Annotated in this window: 16 protein-coding genes; 11 read left to right on the top strand and 5 right to left on the bottom strand. The window is 68.4% G+C overall.

The window, feature by feature from the left end; all coding sequences use genetic code 11:
* The first annotated feature begins 481 nt into the window (after positions 1-481).
* Both BCD48_RS13130 and BCD48_RS13125 read left to right on the top strand, forming a co-directional pair.
* Positions 482-1432, top strand: coding sequence for an FkbM family methyltransferase (locus BCD48_RS13130; protein ID WP_071048641.1), 951 nt, complete (start codon positions 482-484; stop codon positions 1430-1432).
* Between the two features lie 383 nt (positions 1433-1815).
* Complete coding sequence (locus BCD48_RS13125) at positions 1816-2643, top strand: TIGR02452 family protein (RefSeq protein WP_071048640.1); 828 nt, start codon at positions 1816-1818, stop codon at positions 2641-2643.
* A 168-nt stretch (positions 2644-2811) separates the two neighbouring features.
* Here BCD48_RS13125 and BCD48_RS13120 read toward each other — a convergent pair whose 3' ends face one another.
* A complete protein-coding gene (locus BCD48_RS13120; RefSeq protein WP_071048639.1) occupies positions 2812-3285 on the bottom strand; it encodes a winged helix-turn-helix transcriptional regulator in 474 nt (157 codons plus the stop codon).
* Positions 3286-3373: 88 nt separating this feature from the next.
* On the opposite strand from BCD48_RS13120, the gene BCD48_RS13115 reads away from it, so the two are divergent.
* The 3 genes from BCD48_RS13115 to BCD48_RS13105 all read left to right on the top strand — a co-directional run bounded on the left by BCD48_RS13115 (position 3374) and on the right by BCD48_RS13105 (position 5996).
* Positions 3374-3922 (top strand): pyridoxamine 5'-phosphate oxidase family protein, encoded by a 549-nt coding sequence (locus tag BCD48_RS13115; RefSeq protein WP_071048638.1) that lies wholly within the window; start codon positions 3374-3376, stop codon positions 3920-3922.
* Positions 3923-4110: 188 nt separating this feature from the next.
* Complete coding sequence (locus tag BCD48_RS13110) at positions 4111-4473, top strand: VOC family protein (RefSeq protein ID WP_241841690.1); 363 nt, start codon at positions 4111-4113, stop codon at positions 4471-4473.
* 428 nt (positions 4474-4901) lie between these two features.
* On the top strand, positions 4902-5996 hold the full coding sequence (locus BCD48_RS13105; RefSeq protein WP_071048637.1) for an enoyl-CoA hydratase/isomerase family protein: 1095 nt from the start codon (positions 4902-4904) through the stop codon (positions 5994-5996).
* A 247-nt stretch (positions 5997-6243) separates the two neighbouring features.
* Here the strand turns inward: BCD48_RS13105 and BCD48_RS54855 are convergent, their stop codons facing one another.
* Positions 6244-6375 carry a hypothetical protein gene (locus tag BCD48_RS54855; RefSeq protein WP_274536521.1) on the bottom strand — a complete coding sequence of 44 codons (132 nt, stop codon included), beginning with the start codon at positions 6373-6375 and terminating at the stop codon, positions 6244-6246.
* A 518-nt stretch (positions 6376-6893) separates the two neighbouring features.
* Here BCD48_RS54855 and BCD48_RS13100 point away from each other — a divergent pair.
* From BCD48_RS13100 to BCD48_RS51210, 6 genes are all read left to right on the top strand, one after another.
* Entirely contained in the window at positions 6894-8075 is a 1182-nt protein-coding gene (locus BCD48_RS13100) for a DUF3500 domain-containing protein (RefSeq protein WP_241841689.1), read from the top strand.
* A gap of 24 nt (positions 8076-8099) precedes the next feature.
* On the top strand, positions 8100-9536 hold the full coding sequence (locus tag BCD48_RS13095; RefSeq protein ID WP_083418563.1) for a HupE/UreJ family protein: 1437 nt from the start codon (positions 8100-8102) through the stop codon (positions 9534-9536).
* A 192-nt stretch (positions 9537-9728) separates the two neighbouring features.
* Positions 9729-11876 (top strand): MMPL family transporter, encoded by a 2148-nt coding sequence (locus tag BCD48_RS13090; protein WP_241841688.1) that lies wholly within the window; start codon positions 9729-9731, stop codon positions 11874-11876.
* A 73-nt stretch (positions 11877-11949) separates the two neighbouring features.
* Entirely contained in the window at positions 11950-13212 is a 1263-nt protein-coding gene (locus BCD48_RS13085) for a sensor histidine kinase (protein WP_071048635.1), read from the top strand.
* Positions 13209-13886, top strand: coding sequence for a response regulator (locus BCD48_RS13080; RefSeq protein ID WP_071048634.1), 678 nt, complete (start codon positions 13209-13211; stop codon positions 13884-13886). Before BCD48_RS13085 ends, BCD48_RS13080 begins: the two co-directional genes overlap by 4 nt.
* Before the next feature lie 405 nt (positions 13887-14291).
* Positions 14292-14444 (top strand): hypothetical protein, encoded by a 153-nt coding sequence (locus BCD48_RS51210; RefSeq protein ID WP_157910488.1) that lies wholly within the window; start codon positions 14292-14294, stop codon positions 14442-14444.
* A gap of 75 nt (positions 14445-14519) precedes the next feature.
* Here BCD48_RS51210 and BCD48_RS13075 read toward each other — a convergent pair whose 3' ends face one another.
* The 3 genes from BCD48_RS13075 to BCD48_RS13065 form a co-directional block, all read right to left on the bottom strand.
* The gene (locus BCD48_RS13075; RefSeq protein ID WP_071048633.1) at positions 14520-15041 is read right to left on the bottom strand and encodes a hypothetical protein; all 522 of its coding nucleotides are present in this window, start codon (positions 15039-15041) and stop codon (positions 14520-14522) included.
* Between the two features lie 197 nt (positions 15042-15238).
* A complete protein-coding gene (locus BCD48_RS13070) occupies positions 15239-15727 on the bottom strand; it encodes a hypothetical protein (RefSeq protein WP_071048632.1) in 489 nt (162 codons plus the stop codon).
* Between the two features lie 99 nt (positions 15728-15826).
* Positions 15827-16354: an alcohol dehydrogenase catalytic domain-containing protein gene (locus tag BCD48_RS13065; protein WP_241841691.1), complete on the bottom strand. Its 528-nt coding sequence runs from the start codon at positions 16352-16354 to the stop codon at positions 15827-15829.
* Between the last annotated feature and the right edge of the window lie 353 nt (positions 16355-16707).

Raw genomic sequence — 16707 nt, 5'->3', positions numbered from 1 at the left:
CCGCAACGCCAGCAGCTCCCGGGTCGTGGCCCCGAACGTGTGCAACTGGACCTGGGCAGACCCACCCGGCCGCTCGGTGACCCGCACACAGGCCACGATCTCGTCCTTGTGCACGTCCAGACCGGCGCACCGCGCCACCTGCGCTTCCATCAGACCCCCAGACGGTCGTCCCGACAGGACAGGGCGGCCACCCGGGGGGATCCGATGATCAAAGAGTCTAGAGGTCGCGCTCGAAGCAGCAGTCCCACGTGCCTGCAGATCCCCACGTCACACTAAGCGACGGGCTCAACCTTCGGCACCAAGCTCGCCCGACGTCGTCCAGGTGACCACAGGCATTTTCCGACGCCCCACGTGGCCGGCGACGCCGGCCCTCACCACTAAGCGGAAAGCCAAGTGCCAAACTCGGAGATCTCGTCACGGCCGACACTCTCAGAATCGAAGCCTGCCCGCGCCACCGAAACTATCCCCCCAAGGAACCCCCATGTTGCTGACCGACCGCGCCCGCGCCGTCATCCGCCAACACCCCAAGCTCCGCGGCCGCATCGTCACCGCCAAAGACGTCGCCTACCAGGCACGCCTTGCCGCCATCGCCGCAATCAGCGCACCCATCGTCATCGAAGACGAATTCGGTATCAAAATCCTCATCCCTCCCTACATGCGACGCACCGCCCGCCACCAGCTCCACCGCCCCAGCGACCGCGCCGCCTTCGGCCTCATGGCACAAACCACCAAACCCGGCGACACCGTCCTCGACGTCGGTGCCAACATCGGTGTCTACTCCATCCACGCCGCCCACCTCGTCGGGCCCACCGGCCTCGTCCACGCATTCGAAGCCGTCCCCAGCACCGCCGGCCGGCTCCACGAAACCATCGCCCTCAACCACTGCCACACCCGCATCACCGTTGCCAACGTCGCCGTCTCCGACACCGACGGCGTCGCCACCATGTACACCCATACGAACCCGAAGGACTCCGGCTGGGCATCCCTCGGCACTCACTCCATGTACGACTTCGACGGCACCGAACGCAAACCCGGCCAGGCTGTCGACGTTCCAGCCGTCACCCTCGACAGCTACTGCCAGCATAAGCGGGTCGACACCATCGCGTTCTGCAAGGTCGACGTTGAAGGATTCGAGCGCGCCGTCTTCGCCGGCGCGCGCCAGCTCCTCGCCGACAGCCGCATCGGAATCCTCGCCTTCGAAATCTCCGAGGACCCCCTTGCCGGCAACGGCGACACCCCCCTCGACGTGTTCACCGAACTCGCCGGGCGCGCTTACCACATCTACCAGCACGACGAGAAGACCGGAGAACTCGTCGGGCCCGTCGACCCCGGCAGCGAAAGCCGGCGACTCACCAATGGCCCCCTCCATCCCTACGTCGCCAACTATTTCGCCACCCGGCGTCCCAAGCTACTCACGACCGTGATCCCTTAAACCCCACATACGATGACCAGCCTCCACGACATTCGCTGGTGTCGACCGCCTTCATCGCTGGGTCCGCTCCAGTGCGTCGCGCACCAGGTCGGCCGTCGACTGGACAACCGCCGGCAACCGCGCCCGAGCCGCGGTTCGGCGGGCGCCAAATAGTCCAGCATCTCGGCGGGGCACCTCACAGCCGGCGAGGATCCGTTCGAGATGCCATCCGCCAGTCAGCACACTGGCCTCGGTGCAGATGGCCGCCGCGCGGAGTTCCGCCGTGACGATGGTTAGGTAGGATGCGCCGATGGCTCGAACGGGGCGAAAAATTGGGTGCGCGCGACCGCCCGGCTCTGTATGAATGGTGCTCCTGCCGCCTGGGATGAAGGGATCAGCCGCTGATGAGTTCTCGGCTGCGCGCGGCCGCCACCGAGACCGTTGGCATCGTCAGGGCCGGCTGGTATCTGGCGCCGGACGGCCGGCGTGTGGAGGTCGGCGAGCTGGTGCGCCGGGCCGTCGCGGAAACCACGATGTACGGGTCGGAGCCACTCGGGGTCGACGTGCCCGCGGCGGCGCCGGCCGGCCCGGTCGCGATCGAGGTGACCGGCGAGAGCAGCCTGGCCGCGGCGCGGCGGCTGTGGGGGCAGGTGCCGGAGCCGGTCGCGGTCCTGAACTTCGCGTCGGCCCGCCGGCCTGGCGGTGGTTTCCTGGGCGGCGCGAAGGCACAGGAGGAGGACCTGTGCCGGTGCTCCGCGCTGCACGCCTGCCTGACAGCCGTCCCGGAGTTCTACGAGGCGCACCGTGCTCGACGGACCGCCCTTTACAGCGACCGCGTGATTCACGCGCCGGCCGTGCCGGTGTTCCGCGACGACAGCCTCCAGCTGCTGGCCGAGCCGGTCCTGGTCGGTTTCCTGACGGCCGCCGCCCCGAACGCGGGAGTGATCGTCGCCAATGAGCCGGACGAGGCGCACCTGATTCCGCTGGCGCTGCGGGCGCGCAGCCGGCAGGTGCTGGCCGTCGCCGTGCGTCACGGCTACCGCCGCCTTGTTCTCGGTGCCTGGGGCTGCGGCGTGTTCCGCAACGACCCGGCCGTGGTCGCGGCGGCCTTCCGCGAACACCTGGCCCCCGGCAGCGAGTTCGCCGACCGTTTCGCCCACGTGGTCTTCGCCGTCCTCGACCGCGACCCGTCCTCACCCACCCGCCGCGCCTTCGCCGAGACGTTCGCGTAGTCCCGTCCAGCCGAGAATCGGCCTCGCGCGCTGCCCACAACTCGGAGCAGACCTTCCGGCCACGGCGCAGGCTCAGCGGGTCAGAGCACCCGTCGATAGGCGAAAGCACGAGCTTCAAGTCCTTGGACGGCCATCCAGCCCGAGTTGTGCTGGCGGATCGGATCCGCGTCAGGCGGGTACGTCGGCTCCGGTGGCCATGCCGGGTCCGGGTAGGACGTCGATGGTGTCGGCGTGCATGGGTTGGTCGCAGTGCCCGCAGCGTAGGTCGGCGGGGGCGATGTGGCCGCAGGGCCGGTGGCGGTAGAGGACGGGTGGGCCGGCTGGCCCGGCCAGCCAGCGGTCGCCGAATCGGGCCATGGCGATGAGGACGTCGCACAGGTCGACGCCCTGATCGGTGAGGACGTACTCGTAGCGCGGGGGGCGGGCCGAGTATTCGCGGCGGGCGAGCACGCCCCGTTCGACGAGCCATTTCAGGCGCTCGGTGAGGACTTTGCGGGAGATGCCGAGGTCGGCCTGGATCTGGTCGAAGCGGCGGATCCCGACCATCACGTCGCGCAGGATCAGCGGCGACCAGGGCTCGCCGATCAGATCTAGCGTCCGCGCGATCGAGCAGACCATGTCACCGAACTGGGTGCGTTGCACGTCGCCAGGGTACCCGGGCAGGTTCCCTAAGGGAACTTAAGTTGGTATCGTCCGTCCCCTAAGGGAACCGACCGAAGGGACGCCGCCGATGAGCCCGGCCACCACAGACACCGCCCCAGTACCGGCGACTCTGCTCCGGCAGGGCGACCCGGCCCTGCTCGACACCGCGACCGCCCGACGCCTGCTGGCCTCGACGATCCCGGCGCGATTCGCCTACGTCGCCGTGGACGGGACGCCCCGGGTGGTGCCGACCTGGTTCCACTGGACCGGTCACGAACTGGTGATGGCCACCTACGTCGCCGGACCCCGTATCGGCATTCGGCATCCCGCCAACCGGCTGGCGGCGCTGCGGCGCCGGCCCGAGGCCGCCGTAACCATCGACACCGATGGCTTCCCGCCCGAGTCGCTCAGCCTGCGCGGGCCGGTGGAGATCATCGAGGTGTCCGGCCTGGCGCCGGAATACGCCGCGGCCGCTCGCCGCTACCTCGGACCGGAGGCCGCCGCCGGCATGCTCGCTCAGGTGGAGGCGCCGGGCACGGTCCAGGCCCGCATCGCGCTGCGGCCCACCTGGGTCGGCCTTCTTGACTTCGCCGGCCGCAAGCCCAGCGCGCAGGGCGGCGTCGATCCGGAGGCGTAGCCAGCGCCGCCCCGCCAACGTTCGCCCGCCAGCACGCGACTGGTAGATCACCACCGTGTCGCCGTAGTCAGGAGCACGTTCCAGATCGCCAGTGCCTCACGGGCGAGGGCACCCGATGAGTTTCATCGTCCGTCGCGGTCCATCCAGTAGTGCCGATCGACCGGGAGGGCCTTGTGGTGGGACAACCTGTGGTGCACTTCGAGATCATCGGGCGGGATCCGGCGAAGCTCCGCCGCTACTACGGCGAGTTGTTCGGATGGGAGTTCACCATCGACGACGCGGCCACCGATGCGGTCTCCCAGCCGGGGAACTACGGGTTCGTGGACGGGGGCGGTAGCGGCGGGATCAACGGTGGCGTCGGCGGCGGTGAGAACTACGAGGGACGCGTCCTGTTCTATGTGGGGGTTGCCAATGTCGAGGCCGCCCTACAGAAGGCTGAGAGCCTTGGTGGGACGCGTCGGATGGGTCCCGAGGGGACGCCGGGGAGGCTGGTGGTCGGACAGTTCACCGATCCCGAGGGCCATCTGATCGGCGTCGCTGGAACGGAGTAGACCGACGGTCTGACCAGCGTTCTTGCGCCCCTTGAACCTTCGCTTCACCTCGTTCAGGCCGCGGATCGCCGTGCCCGCGCCGGCCCGGACGACCTTCCGCTGACCCTGGGTCTGCTGATGATCCCGGCGCGATCGCGGTCGCCGACCACTGCCCATGCCGTGACAACGTGGACAGGCGCCAAGGATCGCAGCCGAGGGCGCTGATCTGACCGGAACGCCCAGTCAGCGAGCGAGCGAGGTTGGTCACTCCGACGCTGAGACGAGGGTGCCCGGTGGAGATCCTGTCACTTGAGCGTCGCGCGCTATGGGTACCTCCCGGAGTTCGGTTTGGAGTCGATCGTGCGAGACCTGCGGGTGCACCAGTTCCCCAGAGGCACCGACGAGATCAGGCCGGTGGTCGTGTCCTGTGCCCTGCCGGCGGAGGCTCGATGACCGCCGCCGCGTCCGGGGGTGCCGACGAGGTGATCCGCCGGGTCGAGGGCCCTGTCGGCTGGCTTACCCTCAACCGGCCGAAGGCGATTAACGCGCTGACCCACACCATGGTGCTGGCGATGACGGAGGCGCTTGACGACTGGGCCGCCGACGACTCGATCACCTGCGTCGTCGTCGACGGCGCCGGCGAGCGCGGGCTGTGCGCCGGTGGCGATGTTCGGGCGTTCTACCACGATGCCCGGTCCGGCGGGACCGGATCCGTCGACTTCTGGGCCGACGAGTACCGGCTGAACTCGTTCATCGCCCGCTATCCGAAGCCCTACGTCGCGCTGATGGACGGCCTGGTAATGGGCGGCGGCGTCGGGATCTCCGCCCACGGCTCGGTCCGCGTCGTCACCGAGCGCTCCAGGATCGCCATGCCGGAGACCGGCATCGGCTTCGTACCCGACGTGGGCGGCACCTGGCTGCTTTCCCGGATGCCTGGCCAGACGGGAACCCACGCCGCACTCACCGCCGGCACCCTTTCCGCCGCGGACGCGATCACCGCCGGCCTCGCCGACCAACTGGTCCCCACCGAGCAGCTGCCGGAGCTGGTCGACCGCCTGGTCGCCGGGACAGCCCCGGCGGACGCCGTCGCCTTGCTGGCCGTCCCCGCGGGCGAGGGACGCCTCGCCGCCGCGCGCGGCTGGATCGACTCCTGCTACGCGGCGGGCACCGTTGAGGAGATCCTCCAGCGGCTGCGCGCGCACGGCGACCCGTCGGCCGCCGTGGCGGCGGACGAGATCGCGGCGAAGTCGCCGACGGCGCTGACGGTCACCCTCGCCGCACTGCGCCGGGCGGTGGGGCTCGCAGACCTGGACACAGCGCTCGTCCAGGAGTTCCGGGTCTCGGTCGCCTGCCTGCGCCATCACGACCTGGCCGAGGGGATCCGGGCGCAGATCATCGACAAGGACCGCTTCCCGCGGTGGTCGCCGAGCGCACTGGCCGACGTCGACGACGCCCTCGTCGCGGAGTTCTTCGCCGCCCCCTCGGGCGGTGACCTCGACCTCGACCGACGTCTCGTCCGGGCAGGCCGGACGGTCGCCCGATGACCGCGCCACTATCCGCGGGTGGGGACCGGGTGGGTATCCCGCTTTCTTGCCGCCGGACGCCTGAAGGAGCTGTCTTCCACGGCGGACGGATGCGGAGGGACGTGCGAAGGGAAGTCGTCTGACGATGGCGCGCTGCAGCTCAGCTGCAGCGCGAGCCCGGCGCGGCGCGAGGGCGTGAGGGTAGGAAAGACAGGGCTGATGTCACGCCTTGGCAGGTGTTCGACCAGACAAGGTGCCGCGCGGGGCGTCACGTGGGCGGGCCATTGAGCGATGGGTAGTCCTTGAGGTCGATGTCGGTGGCGAACTTGTCCGTTGCCTTGAGCATCGCCCGCAGCAGGAACCTCGACGCGAACGTCCAGTTGCGCATTCGCATTCGCATTCTCGCCTTGCTCCCTGGCGCAAGGAACGGGCCGTACTTCCGCTCGACACTCGAGAGCAGTCCCAGCAGGTAGGCCCGCCCCTGCGACCGGCAGCGAGAACAACTCCTCGAGCCCCCTCGTCCCAAACAGCCAGGTCAAGCTTCCTCGACCCCACCCGCGATGCGTGCTCCACGCCCCGTCCACCCGACCGAAAACCACGAACCATGGCAAGGCGCACCATCAGTCACGAACAGGATTACAAGAAGATCATTTCTACCGTAGTGCTGGATCGAAATTTGTAGCTATATGGGTGTCCAATGCTGTCCAGCGGCGGTTCGAGCGGAATCCGGCGACGCCGCCTTCCGCCCAATTCACGCGACAGTTCGTTTCTGACCGCCCGGCTCGGCGAGCCCGCCACATCACGCATCAAACCCACAGGCGACGCACAGGGGGCTCATAGGTAAGACCCGCAGTATCCGGGTGCTGGTAACCAGCCTGGTGGGCATCGGACCTGCCTCGACACGGAACGGGTAGATCCATGACAAGGCTTCGCCGCAGCATCGTCGCGCCGATCGCGGCCGCAGCGCTGTTCTCCACGGTCGCTGCCTGTGGCAGCGACTCCGGCACCAACGCCTCCTCGTCCTCGACCGCTGACCCTTCGGGCTCGCCGAGCGGATTCCCCGGCGGTGGACCGGGCGGCGGCGCGCCTGGCGGTGGTCTGCAGACCTTCACCGCCGTCGACCTCGACACCGACGGCGAGAATGCGTCTGGCGCGAACACCACCGACGTCGTGACCGCCGCCACCGCGTTCCTCGCCACCTTGGACTCGGACACCGCCGCGAAGGTCAGCTACGACTTCACCGACAACGAGTCCCGCCAGACCTGGTCCAACTTCCCGGCCCAGCAGGTGCCTCGCAAGGGCGTCGCGCTCTCCGACCTCGACGACGGTGCCAAGGCCGCCGCGATGGCCCTCGTGAAGACCATGCTGAGCGCGGAGGGCTACGCCCAGGTGCAGACGATCCAGGAGGCCGACGACTGGCTCAAGGAGAACAGCGCCTCCGGCACCGACAGCTTCGGCTCCGACACCGACTACTACATCGCGATCTACGGCACGCCCTCGGCCAGTGACTCGTTCATGGTCCAGTTCGGCGGCCACCACCTGGCCCGCAACTACACCTACAAGGGCACCACGGCCAGCATCACACCCGACTTCACCGGTACCGAGCCGAAGTCCTTCACGATCGGCAGCACCGACGTGGAGCCCATGAAGGAGAAGGCCGGAACCCTGTTCGACGTCTTCGACTCCCTCAGCGACGACCAGGAATCCCAGGCCGAGCTGTCCGGCACCATCGACGACATCCTGATGGGCCCGGGCGTGGACAGCGGGAAGTTCCCCGAGACCCAGGGCGTGGCCGTCAGCGGCCTGTCCACGGACCAGCAGCAGCTCGTCCTCGACGCGATCGGCGCCTGGGTCGACGATGCCGCCCCTGGCGTCGCCGCCTCGCTGATGGAGACCTACAAGTCCCAGCTCGACCAGACCTACATCGCGTTCGCCAACAGCGACACCGTCGACGGCGAGAGCACCTACCTGCGCATCGACGGACCCCGCGTGTGGATCGAGCTCGTCAACACCCGCAGCCAGAGCACCCCGAACGTCCACTACCACGGTGTCTACCGCGACAAGAACGACGACTACGGCAGCTCCAACCCCAGCGCGTGACCGGCCGCCAAGGAACGGAGCACCATGCTGACCGGCATCCGACGAGCCCTGGGGCTCCTCGCCGGCACCGGGATCGTCGTCCTTGCGCTCGCGCCGCGGGCCTCGGCGCACCCGCTCAGCACCTCCGCGGTGCGACTGGACATCGGCGAGCGCAGCGTCACCGCGACCGTCGACCTGCCCCTGGACCAGCTCAGCATCGCGATGGACGAGGAGCTCACCGCGACCGACGTGCTTGACGACGCGACGGTGACCGAGCTGCGCGCCTACGTGCGGGACGACATGTCGGCGACGGACACGACCGGTCAGAGGTGGACGACCCGCGTCGTCGGCGGCCGGGTCGAGTCGATCGACGGTGCTGACAACCTCGTCCTCGACGCCACTCTGACACCGAGCTCGGGCAGGGTAGGGGACTTCGATCTCCACTACGACGCCGTCATGGACAAGCTCGTCTCGCACCGGGTGTTCGTCTCGGCCCGTTACGGGAGCACGGGCTCGTACACCACGTTGGCGATGTTGTCGTGGCAGACCCAGTCGGTGCCTGTGGCGGCCCTGTCATCATCGACGACCACAGGCCCGGCATCCAAAAGCCAGGGATTCGTGTCCGCGATCCACCTCGGTGTCGACCACATCAGCGGGGGCAGCGACCACCTGCTGTTCCTGGTCATGCTGCTGCTGCCCGCCCCTCTGGCCGCCACCGGGCGTCGGTGGGCGCGCCGCCAGGATCTCCGGCGCGCGGGCTGGCGTGTGCTGCACGTCGTCACGGCGTTCGCCGTCGGTCACTCCATCACCTTGGCGCTCGGCGCGATGGGCTGGGTACACCTGCCCACCCGGCTCGTCGAGAGCGGTATCGCCCTGTCCGTCCTGGTCTCGGCCGTCCACGCCATCCGGCCCCTGGTACGCCGCGGCGAGGTACTGATCGCCGGCACGTTCGGCCTGCTGCACGGGTTGGCCTTCGCCGCGCTCCTGGGCGAGCTCGACCTCAGCCGGGGGAGTCTGCTCACGACACTGCTCGGGTTCAACCTCGGCATCGAGATCACCCAGCTGGTCGTCGTAGCACTGGTGATGCCGTCACTCATCATGATCAGCCGCTCTGTCGTCTACCCGGCACTCCGGATCGCGGTCGCGTCGCTCGGGGCAGTGCTCGCGACGGCCTGGTTCGCGGAACGGACCGGCCTGATGTCCGGCAACCCGCTCGAACCGGTCGGCGAGCTCCTCGTCGAACATCCCGCCACGCTAGTTACCGGCCTCGCCGTCATCGCGGTCCTCTGCGCCCTGGCTCGACGGGCCGGGATACCTGGCCGGGACCCGGATCGCCTGGAGGGCGCGCGGGAAGTCGACGTGGGCGGCGGTGGCGACCCTCAGGCCTCGGGTCTCGTCGCGGCCGTGGCCTTGATCGCTGGATCGGAGCTGATCGAGGACAGCTGCGCAGACCACCACGCAACGTGGCCGTATCGGCTGTAACCCCGGCAGGCATACCGCGATCGCGGTACGCCGAGGTCGCCGCGTTGGGACGACGCGTGCAGGGCGCGTTGCCGGGAGAGTCGATGGCGTCGATCCGCCGGGAAGCTGAAAGGGGGCGTCGTGATGGTCGTGTTGGCGCGGTGGTGCGCACGCCGTCGGAACTTGGTTATCGGTGCCTGGGTTGCATCGCTGGTGGCGCTCGGGGCCATCCTCGGCGTCGTTGGGTCGAACTTCACTGACTCGAGCCGGCTGCCGGCCAGCGATTCCAGCACCGCGTACAGCCTGTTGGCGAAGGGCGGCAGCGACGCCGCGTCGGCGAAGACGGGCACTATCGTCTGGCATACAGAAACCGGGTCCGCTGTGTCGGCGGCGACGCGCTCGACGATCGCGCCGATGCTGCAGAAGGTGTCGACGCTCGGCGGCGTCACGTCGGTGATCAGCCCGTTCACCTCGGACGGTGCCGCGCAGGTCAGCGCGGACGACCACACCGCCTACGCGACCGTCGTGTTCACGTCGACGTCCCATGCGGACCAGGCCAAGGACATCGCGAAGCACGCAGACACTGGCGCGCTGAAGGTCCAGGTCGGGGGAACCGCCTTCACCAACCCCAGGCCGTCGGAGATCAGCGAGATCGTCGGCGTCCTCGCCGCGCTGCTTGTCCTGCTGCTGGTCTTCCGCTCGGTGTGGGCGGCCCTGCTGCCGATCCTCACCGGTGTTGCCGGCGTCGCCGTGTCCAGCCTGGCGGTGATGCTGCTCTCGCACGTCATGACGCTGCCGACCGTTGCCCCGAGCATGGGCGCCCTGATCGGGCTCGGCGTCGGTATCGACTACGCATTGTTCATTGTCAACCGGCAGCGCAAGGCGCTGCGGGCCGGGGCCGACCTGACCGACGCCATCACGACGGCGATGAACACCTCGGGCCGGGCGGTGCTCTTCGCCGGCGGCACCGTCATGATTGCGCTGCTGGGCATGCTCATCCTCAACGTCGGGTTCCTGTCGGGGATGGCCGTCGCCGCCGCGCTGACCGTGCTGCTCACCGTCGCCGCCGCGGTCACGCTGCTGCCCGCGCTGCTGGCCAAGATCGGACCGCGGGTGCTACGCCGGTCCGAGCGGAGGGCGACGAACACAGCATTTGCTGCCCGCGGCGAGGATGGCGGTGCGGGCCGGCAGACCCCGGCGGACCGCGGCGGGTGGGCGCGTTGGGCCCGGCTTGTCGAGCGGCGACCGGTCGCTACCGGCACGGCCGCGGTCGCGGTGCTCGTCATCCTGGCGGCCCCGGCTCTGGCGCTGCGGCTTGGTGCCGCGGATGCCAGCAGCGACCCGACCGGTACGAACACCCGCGGCTACCACGACACCATGGCCAGCGCGTTCGGAGACGGCTTCCAGGCCCAGTTGCTGCTGGTCGCCGAGACCCCGAACGGCCAGGCCCAGCAGGCCTGGAGCAGGCTCATCGGCGAACTGCCCCACGTAAAGGGGGTCGCCTCGGTCGGGTCTCCCGTCGCGGTCACCGCGAACACGCTGTCCATGGTTGAAGTCGTGCCCACCACCACGGCGCAGGACAAGGCCACCACCGACCTGGTCCACACGCTCCGGTCAGACGTCATCACCCACACCGAGATGGGGACCGACCTGCGTGTCCACGTCGGTGGAACCACGGCGAGCAGCATCGACTTCGCCAACGCACTCACCAGCAAGCTTCCACTGTTCCTGGTCATCATCGCCGGACTCGGGTTCCTCCTGTTGACCCTGGCATTTCGCAGCCTGCTCGTCCCGGCCGTCGGCGCGATCGGCAACCTGCTCACTATCGCCGTCGCGCTCGGGGCAACCGTCGCGCTGTTCCAATGGGGGTGGGGACCGTCGCTGTTCGGCATCGGCGGGCCAGCGCCGGTGGAGTACGTCGTTGCCATCCTCATCGTCGGCGTGATGTTCGGACTGTCCATGGACTACCACGTTTTCCTGGTCAGCCGGATGCACGAGGAATGGGTCCACACCCAGCGCAACCGGCGCGCCGTCACCGTCGGAGTCGGCGAGACCGGACAAGTCGTCGCGACCGCCGCCAGCATCATGGCGTGCGTCTTCGCCGCCTTCGGGTTCGCCGGCGTGCGCACGATCTCCGAATTCGGTGTCGGCCTGGCCATCGCGGTACTTGTGGACGCCTTCCTGCTGCGGATGACCGTCATCCCCGCGCTCATGCATCTGTGCGGGGCGCGGAACTGGGCGATTCCCGCCTGGCTGGACCGCATCCTGCCGCATATGTCGGTGGAGGGAGGAGCCGAAACGCGCCAGGAGCAGGAGATCGGGACGCAGCCGGTGCCGGAGCCGGAGCCGGTGGACGCGTAACGTCAATGGGGGACAGCCGATCGGCTGTCCCCCACCATCGGCCCGGAGGACGAGACGGAGCGAAGGTGGATAGATGACCAGGGACGCCCCAGCGCGGTGGCTCCGTCGCCATCCTGACGCACTGCTCACCACCGCCACGTTGCCGATCATGCTCGTCTCCAGCGTTCCGGATGGTCACTGGCGGCTCCTGTTCGGCTGGCCACTGGTCCTGGTCGTCCTGGCATGGCTACCGCTGACCGTCCGCACTTTGTGGCCGCTGCTCGTGGCCGCCGTGGTGGTCACGGTCGACACTGTGGACATAGCGGTCGCCGGACACGACCATCCGGCCACGGCGACGGTTCCCGTGGCGACCATCCTCGCCCTGTACACGATCAGCCTGCGGTACTCGGCCCGTGTCGCGTGGTCCGTGGCCGCGATCACGGGGGGCATCCAGTTCACCGTGGCCGTGCTCAGCTTTCCCCACTCAAGCACCAACCTGCTCTACTTCAACTGGCCCCTCGTCGCCACCGTGGTCGGACGACTGGTCCAGGAACGACGAGAACGCATCGCGGCGGCCGAGCAGCGTGCCGAAGCCGCCGAACGCAGCAAGAAAACCGAAGCCCGACGGCAAGTGACCGCTGAGCGCATCCGCGTCGCCCACGAACTGCACGACGTCCTCGCCCACCACATCGCCGTCGTCAACGCCCAAGCCGGGGTTGCCCAATACCTGCTGCGCACCGACCCCGATGCCGCCAACCAAGCGCTCACTGGCATCGCGGTCAACAGCCGCGCCGCTCTCGACGAACTCCGAGCCACGCTCGGGGTGCTTCGCGCGGAACGCAGCGACAGTGAGAACGACGACGCGCGCGCCCCCGCGCCCGGCGCCGACCAGCTAGGCACCCTCCTCAACGGGTTCCGCGAGGCCGGAATGCTGCTCACCGCTCGAAGCCGCGGTACACCGCAACCGCTGAGCGGCCCAGCCGACCTCGCCCTCTACCGCATTGCGCAAGAAGCGCTCACCAACGCCATCAAACACGCACCAGGCAGCGCGGTGCACCTTGACCTCAAATGGTCCGACACCGCCGTCATCCTGACCGTTGACAACGCCCCACCGTCGACCACCCCACCGCCCGATGCCTCAGAACTCGTCAACGAAGGAACTGGGCATGGCCTGCTTGGCATGCGCGAACGCACCGCCGCCGCGGGCGGCTCGGTTAGCGCCGGCTTTACCACCGACGGCGGCTATCAGGTAACCGCCAAGCTGCCCGTGCTGGTCACCCACGCGGCGCCGACCTCTGGCCGACCGGGTGACCGGGCTTCTCGCTCTGACGCGACGTCCACACTGAGCCCACGGTGACGACCAATGTCCTGCTCGTAGACGACCAGGCGCTGCTGCGCGCCACCTTCCGGCTGCTCATCGACTCCGCACCCGATCTGCAGGTCGTGGGCGAGGCCGCGAACGGGCGCGAGGCAGTCACGCTGACCCGTCGGGACCGCCCCGACGTCGTCCTCATGGACATCCGGATGCCGGACGTCGACGGCGTCGAGGCAACGCGCGCGATCACCGCCGATGAAACGCTCGCCGACGTCAAGATCATTATCCTGACGACGTTCGAGACCGAACAGCTCGTCGTCGAAGCTCTGCGCGCAGGAGCCAGCGCCTTCCTCGGCAAGGGCGTAGGGCCCGCGGACCTGCTCGACGCCATCCGCACCGTGGTCGCGGGCGAGTCGCTGCTGTCCCCAGCCGCGATCCGGGCGCTGATCTCCCGCGTCCTCGCTCAACCCAGCGTCGCCTCGACGCTGCAACCTTCCGCCTTGCCGGGCCTCACGCCCCGTGAGCGAGAGATCCTCACCCTCGTCGCCCTCGGTCTGTCCAACGACGACATCGCCGAACAGCTTGTGATCAGCCCGGCCACCGCCAAGACCCACGTCAACCGAACGATGACGAAACTGCACGCACGCGACCGGGCCCAACTAGTGATCATCGCCTATGAAACTGGGCTCGTGGTTCCGGGTCAGAGAGCAGAGTGAGCAGCCCACCAGATCGCGGATCAGCATTCCCACACCGGCGCGCATCTTCGAGCCCCGGCTGTTCGTCGGCCGGTACGCGCCAGGCGTGCCCAATTCCCGGGACATCGTGACCAGGGCGGGAAGAATGTCGTGTCTCTGTGCCGGACATTGATTGAAGCGCTGCCGCCGTGCTTCGAGACCGGGAGGTAACACCGGAGCCGCTCGACATGCTGTCGGCCGAACGAGACCACATCGACAATCGGGCGACCAGCCCGGCGCTCGCACCCGAGACAGCCTCGACACGAAGATCCGTGCTGCGGCCGGGTCGTGTCCGCCGGGATGGTGTACGGGGAGTGAATCCACTTGCTCTCTCGGTGTGATGTTCTGAGGTGAGCGCATCGAGTAGCATTGTGATCTCGGGGTGTCGTGTGGGCTGTTCTTGGTGATGTCGATTTTGGCGAGAATCTCGAGGCCGAAGAAGCGGTGGGTCTCGATCCATTCGTCGTGCTGCTCACCGACATCCGGTCCGAATTAAAGATCGTCGTGGCGGCCGCGGAGGGCGCGCCGGGGACGTCATGACGCTGGATGGTGTGGATAGGTCGGATCGGTAGGGGTCGGCCAGCCGGTCCGGGGACTTGGCTGGTTGGCCGAGTCCTAGCCGCGATATTCACGTGGTTGGGGGTGCTGGTAGGCCCGGTGTCGCCCGGGGCGCCCGTTTTGCGGATTGGCAGCCTGTTCTGTGAGACGCGGTTGGTAGGTGTAGGCGTGGTCGTCGGGGTGGGTGTGTACAGCTGATGCTGGCCGCGGCTGATGATGCGGCCGCTTCAGGAGGCCAACGCCCGCTCCGAGGGAGACGAGACCCATGCCGATGGCGGCCCCGATTCCCTTTGCGCCCCCGACAAGATAGTAGGCCGCCACCGCGACGGCGCCGTTGAACAAGAACAGGAACCACTGCACCTTTCTCGACGCGAGAATCGATTTCAGTGGCTCCCTTTTCGCCAGGCGGGAGCCCGCCCACAGCGAGACTACGATCGAGCCATAGGTGACCAGTTGCTTCTGCGTGCCGTTGACCTGGAGGAGCCGTGCGCCGGCCACGGTGCCGACGAGGCTGACCGTGAATACGGACCAGAGCACGCATGACCAGAGGAACGAGAGGAACGAACGGAAGGCATTCATGTGTGTTCCCTTCCGACGGGGGTGCGGGAGACGGTGGTGAAGCGGCCGCCGGCGCAGCCGCGGCCGCCGGGGCTCGCGGCGGGCGCGCCGGGGGTTTGGCCGACCCTGACGGGCCGAACGAGAACATCATGATCGATTAGTTGTTGGCGGGCGCAGGTGGGCGAGGCGCTGGCAAGTGCCGCGGTGAGGGGCACGCGTCAGCGGACTGGGCAGATGGTGAACATGGCCAGCAGGCCGATGTTGTTGAGGGTGAACTTGTCGGCGAGCGAGTCACTTAGGCCGTAGCGCTGTGCCATCGTGGGCGTGGTGACCTGCCGGCTTGCGGCCATGTCCGCGCAGTCGGCCTCGCCGTCGCTGACGATTTGCGCATCGGTTTTCCCCTGCGCCAGATCGGGGAACTGGTGGCGGAACTGCCTGGCGTAGGTCGCGGCGCTGTCGGTGTCCCTGGTCCCGGCCTGCGGACTCGCTGGCACCTGCCCCGCGGCAGGCGATTGTGACGGGCTCGCCCAGGAGCTTCCCGCCGACGTGTCGGCGGGGTTGCAGGCAGCCAGCGCCGCGATGGCCGCCGCGGTGACGGCAAGTCCCCCTGACCGCCAAGCAAGCCGCCAGCGGAGGGAACCCACCGGCGACCGGGTGTCGGTGGTGTTCTGTTCGTTCCGTGCGCTTTCCTGCCTGCGATGATCCATGTCGCTCGTCCTTTCGAGTCGGGAAGTGGGCAAATCTTTGGCCGGTATGGCGGGAAGAGCCGGGAGCGAGGTCGTCCGTCGGACAATCCGCGGATCAGTTCAGCCAGATTGCGGCTCCCAGGCCAATGGATCCGGCTCCGAACACCATGACTTTGTCGTCGGCCCGGCCTGCGAGCGGTTCACGCGGCGGCGCGCGACCGCCATGGGCTCATTCAGCGCGGCGACGTCGGACGGCAGACTGTCGGGGAACTTGGCCATGCTCATGCTCATGCCCAATACGGCATCCTCGATGAGCAGGTACTCGCGCATGCCGCCGAGTGCGCCGCCGCAGCCGATCGTGCCGGACGGAGCGGCCATCGGATTGACAACCACGCGATCGCCCACCCTCAGATCGGTGACTTCGGCGCCCACTTCGACGACTTCGCCGGCCGGTTCGTGCCCGAGTGGGATCGGCATCATCTGGCCGCCGGGACCCATCGGCATGCCCCCGATATGCGGGAAATGTGTGTCGGTTCCGCAGATGCCGCAGGCGCGGATCCGTATCAGCGCGTCGGTGGGGCCCGGAACGGGAAGTTCGACGTCCACCACGTCGACCTTGCGTCGCGCGCCGGTCTGTACGGAATTCATCTTGATCACGGAGGGGCCCTTTCTGGGGAAGTGAACGGCCGTCAACCGGACGATCGGGGGTTGATCATCGGCTCTGTGCATCTGTTTTCGACCGCGGCACAAGCCTGCCCGCTCGGGGCTGTTCCGACGTCGTCCGCATGCAGGCAATACCGACTACGAACGTCGTGGTAGCTACGCACCCCACCCGCGTCGCCCGCGTGTACCGCGCTCGCGGTAGGCCAAGCGCCCCGTCCCACGTCGCGGGGGGCGCTCAATCTGAAGGGGACGCCTCGGTGAAGGCAGCAGTGGAGCGTGACTGGGTGTAGCAGCGTAGATTTCGAACTGGGTTAGCCGCCGGATGTGAGCCCCGGCCT

The organism is Pseudofrankia coriaricola, from assembly GCF_001854805.1.
In the GTDB taxonomy this organism is placed as follows: domain Bacteria; phylum Actinomycetota; class Actinomycetes; order Frankiales; family Frankiaceae; genus Pseudofrankia.
Note: the sequence above shows the minus strand (reverse complement) of the source record. Positions and strands in the feature narration are given on the sequence as shown.